This is a genomic window from Bradyrhizobium uaiense (assembly GCF_010811875.1).
GTDB lineage: Bacteria > Pseudomonadota > Alphaproteobacteria > Rhizobiales > Xanthobacteraceae > Bradyrhizobium > Bradyrhizobium uaiense.
In genome coordinates this window covers 1-4,158 of sequence record NZ_VKHP01000411.1, presented here as the reverse complement: position 1 = coordinate 4,158, position 4,158 = coordinate 1, and the positions used below count along the sequence as shown (strand labels likewise).

4 protein-coding genes and 1 tRNA gene are annotated in these 4,158 nt (G+C 61.7%); 2 read left to right on the top strand and 3 right to left on the bottom strand.

What is annotated here, in order from left to right; genetic code table 11:
• Positions 1-217: 217 nt before the first annotated feature.
• The 3 genes from FNJ47_RS44890 to FNJ47_RS44880 all read right to left on the bottom strand — a co-directional run bounded on the left by FNJ47_RS44890 (position 218) and on the right by FNJ47_RS44880 (position 3,282).
• Complete coding sequence (locus FNJ47_RS44890) at positions 218-928, bottom strand: tripartite tricarboxylate transporter substrate-binding protein (RefSeq protein ID WP_163163041.1); 711 nt, start codon at positions 926-928, stop codon at positions 218-220.
• Between the two features lie 99 nt (positions 929-1,027).
• Positions 1,028-1,807, bottom strand: coding sequence for a histidinol-phosphatase (gene hisN, locus FNJ47_RS44885; RefSeq protein WP_163163039.1), 780 nt, complete (start codon positions 1,805-1,807; stop codon positions 1,028-1,030).
• A 587-nt stretch (positions 1,808-2,394) separates the two neighbouring features.
• A complete protein-coding gene (locus FNJ47_RS44880) occupies positions 2,395-3,282 on the bottom strand; it encodes an N-formylglutamate amidohydrolase (RefSeq protein WP_163163037.1) in 888 nt (295 codons plus the stop codon).
• A 304-nt stretch (positions 3,283-3,586) separates the two neighbouring features.
• Between FNJ47_RS44880 and cpdR the strand changes: the two genes are divergently transcribed.
• Positions 3,587-3,946, top strand: a complete 360-nt coding sequence (cpdR, locus tag FNJ47_RS44875; protein ID WP_016843340.1) for a cell cycle two-component system response regulator CpdR — start codon at positions 3,587-3,589, stop codon at positions 3,944-3,946.
• Positions 3,947-4,025: 79 nt separating this feature from the next.
• Positions 4,026-4,100, top strand: a tRNA-Val gene (locus tag FNJ47_RS44870).
• Positions 4,101-4,158 lie beyond the last annotated feature (58 nt).

The following is a 4,158-nucleotide window of genomic DNA, read 5'->3' as shown; positions in this document are numbered from 1 at the left end:
CGAGTTCGTCTTCCCATTCCGCCATGGTCAGCCCTCCAAGAGCCGACCACCCATGAATCATTGAAAAATTGATTCGGGAATCCTATAACGCACGGCAAAATCAACAATCTGCCAAAGTAGTGCTAGGCTGCATTCCTGACACATTGGTTAAATCGATGTGCACGATTCGCGGGAAAGTTGTGCGCGGTTCTCGAAAACCGCTGCGGGCGAACCGTAGCTACTTCGCGGTCACGACGCCGGCATCCTGGATCACCTTCGCCCATTTCTTGATGTCGGCGGCAATGAAGTCGCGGAAATGCTCCGGCGTGTCGCCGACCAGCGTCAGGCCCTGCTCGGCGAGTTTTGCCTTCACGGCGGGGTCAGCCATCGCATCGGTGGCGAGCTTGTTCAGCCTGGCGATGATCGAAGGCGGCGTGTGCGCGGGCGCGACCATGCCGTACCAGTTCTCGATGACGAGGTCAGGCATGCCGGCCTCCGCCGTGGTCGGCACATCGGGCGCGGTCGGGGCACGCTCGTGGCCGCCGAGCGCGATTCCGCGCAGCGTACCCGTCTTGATCTGCGGCAGGATCACCGGCAGGTCCAGAAATGTCATCTGGACCTGCTGACCCAGCAGATCGTTCACCGCCGGGGCGGCGCCGCGATAGGGCACGTGCACGATGTCGATCTTCGCCGTCAGCTTGAACAATTCGCAGGCCAGATGCGGCAGGCTCCCGGGACCGCCCTGGCCGGCGCGGTTGTCGACGATGATCGGCTGCTTCACCAGCTCCGACATCTTCTGCCCTATCACCCGCGCGATGATGTCGTTCGGCCCGCCGGGCGGGAACGGCACGATCAGCCGGATCGGCTTGGTCGGGAACTCCTGGGCCGAGGCCGTGATGGGTGCGACAAGCAGGAGAAAGACTGCCAGCAGCCTGCTGCAAATCGTCATGTGCGCCCATCCCTGACTTTTCTCGTTGCCGTCAGGATGGGCGCAGTTCAATTGCGCGGCAACTCACGAATCACGCCGAGACAAATCAGGCCAGGAAAATCAGGCGTTGAGCAGCTTCATCGCGGCTTCGTGCACGCGCGGGTCGCCGGCTGCGATGATGCGGCCGCCGCCTTGCGCCGGCCTGCCGTCCCAGGTGGTGACGACGCCGCCGGCACCGGTGACGATCGGGATCAGGCCGGCAATGTCGTAGGGCTTAAGCTCGGTCTCGATCACGAGGTCGAGATGGCCGGCTGCGAGCATGCAATAGGAGTAGCAATCGCCGCCGTAGCGCGACAGCCGCGCCGCAGTCTCGACGCGGCCGAAGCGGGCGCGGTCATCCGGATTCATCAGCAGCGGGCTGGTGGTGAAGACGGTCGCTTCCTTCAGCGTGGCGCACCGCCGCACCGAAAGTCGCCGCTCGCCCGATGGCCCGGAGTAGTTCGCCGAGCCGTTGTCGCCGGAGAATCGCTCGCCGATATAGGGCTGGTGCATCATGCCGAATACCGGCGTACCTTTGTGCAGCAGCGCGATCAGCGTGCCCCAGATCGGAAAGCCGGCGATGAAGGACTTCGTGCCGTCGATCGGATCGAGCACCCAGACATAGTCGGCGTCCTCGCGCTCATTGCCGAATTCTTCGCCGACGATCCCGTGCTGGGGGAAGTTCGCCTTGATCAGCCGCCGCATCACGGCTTCCGCGGCCCGGTCGGCCTCGGTGACCGGATCGAAATCGTTCGAGCTCTTGTTGTCGACCGAGAGCGAGGTGCGGAAGAACGGCAGGATGGTTTCGCCGGATGCGGTCGCGAGGCGGCCGATGAAGGCGGTAAAGTCGATGACCGTCACGGCATGTCCCTGAAATGCGCAAACGGCGCGGTAGAAACCGGATCTGCTCTTGCCTAGCTCAATCCAATGCGGCGCGCACGATTAACGGAGCGTTATCCCAGCCCGATGATCCGGTTCGGGGCTTTCGATTTGGTTCGGATTCGAAAGTCTCGAGCGCTCCGGAGCGGATCACGAAGTTGCGAGTTCTGGTATACAAGCTATGCGCAGAGCGCCGGCTGATCTGGTCTTTCTCCGTAAAAGTTTGATATTTAACGGATTAATTCGGTGTCGCGGCCATGTTGCAGATTCGCCAGACTTACCAACATTGCGCGAGAAATGTTTCGAAAGTTCTTGCGTTTTGTGCAGCGCGGTCGCATATTGTTGCGGTGCGGTAGCGCCTCGCGCTATCGCTGCCCTCCTTGGGCGTTTCCTCCCTAGACTTGGGCCGCTTGTTCATTCAAGCGGCCCTTTTTTCTTGGGCCGTCTCTTTATCTCTTCGGACGTCTCGGCTCCGCATTGAATACGAACCCGGATTCCACTTCTCCACTCAGGCTACGTCAGCAAACTGAATTCCAAGTTCACGATTTCGTCGTGCCTCGGATCAAAGTCTACTCCGCCGCCGCCTGGAACGGGCCGAGATCCCCAAACGGAATTTTCGCAAGCGCATCCGCCAGGGTCGCGAAGTCGGCCGCCACCTGGGCGAAGCGCGGCCCGCGCTCGCGGCGGCGCTCATCCATATAGACCGCGCGGTTGAACTCGATCTGCACGGTGTGCAGGCCGCTCGCCGGGTTGCCGTAGTGCTCGGTGATGAAGCCGCCGGCATAGGGCTTGTTGCGACCGATCGAATAGCCGAGCGAACTCATGATCTCCTCGACCAAATCCGGCAGCAGCGGCGCGCAGCTGGTGCCATAGCGGTCGCCGATCACGACGTCGGGCCGGCGCGGCTCGTCGCGCGATACCCCGACCGACGGCATCGAGTGGCAGTCGACCAGGATCACGGCGCCGAACGCCTGGTGCGCCTTGTTGATCAGCCGGCGCAGCGCACGGTGGTAGGGCTTGTAGAGGACCTCGATCCGCCGCAACGCCTCGTCGACCTCGAGCCGCTCGCGGTAGATCTCCTGGCCGTCGCCGACCACCCGCGGGATGGTGCCGAGGCCGCCGGCCACCCGCATCGAGCGGGTGTTGGCAAAGCTCGGCAGCCGCCCGGTGAACATCCGCGGGTCGAGCTCATAGGGTTCGCGGTTCACGTCGACATAGGAGCGCGGGAAGTTGACCCGGACGATCGGAAAGCCGCGATCGCTCAGGCCCGCGATCAACTCGTCCATGAAGCTGTCTTCGGAGCGGCGCAGCGACGTCACATCGATTCGCGACGCCTCGACGAATTCGGCCGGGTAGACCGAACCCGAATGCGGGGAATTGAAGATGATCGGCGCGCGCCAGGCCTGCGGCTCAACGATCTCGAACGGGGGCGACAACTCGCCAGCAAATTCGGTCATTCCCTTGGCGCCGTCCCTTGCGTCCGCCTTGCCCCGCAAGAACTGATTCTGCCGGAAAAGCGGAGATTTATGGGCGGGCATTGTCTGTAATCGCGATCATTCTGCCAAGTGAAAAGAGTGCCATATCGGCTGGAACGCGTCTTAAAGGCAGGAAATGCCGCACGAGGTTGCTTCGACCCGTGGTTCAGTCCACAAATAGGCGGTGCCCGACGCCTCAGGCTTGACGTAAATTTCACCCGAAATTTACCGACTGTCGGGCTTACTGTTCGGACTGATCCTCAAGCCGGATTCGACGATTCCTGCCATGCCGAAAATTCTTCTCGCCGAAGACGACACCGATATGCGCCGCTTCCTGGTAAAGGCGCTCGAAAATGCGGGTTTCAAGGTCTCGCCGCATGATAACGGCATGTCGGCCTACCAGCGGCTTCGCGAGGAGCCGTTCGAAATGCTGCTCACCGACATCGTGATGCCCGAGATGGACGGCATCGAGCTGGCGCGCCGCGCCTCGGAACTCGATCCTGATATCAAGATCATGTTCATCACCGGCTTTGCCGCGGTGGCCCTCAATTCCGATTCGGAGGCGCCGAAAAACGCCAAGGTATTGGCCAAGCCCGTGCACCTCAGGGAATTGGTTAGCGAAGTGAATAAGTTGCTGGCGGCCTGATTCGCCAAAAAACCTTCACTTTGTATCCTTGCCTGCCCCGCCGGCGTCCGTTATAGGGACCCGATCCAAACATGGCTTTGGGTGCGTAGCTCAGCGGGAGAGCACTACCTTGACATGGTAGGGGTCCCAGGTTCGATCCCTGTCGCCCCCACCATCCTTCGCTCGCGCAGCGAGAGAAGTATGCCACGCCGACACCCAAAGAGCGACGCCGG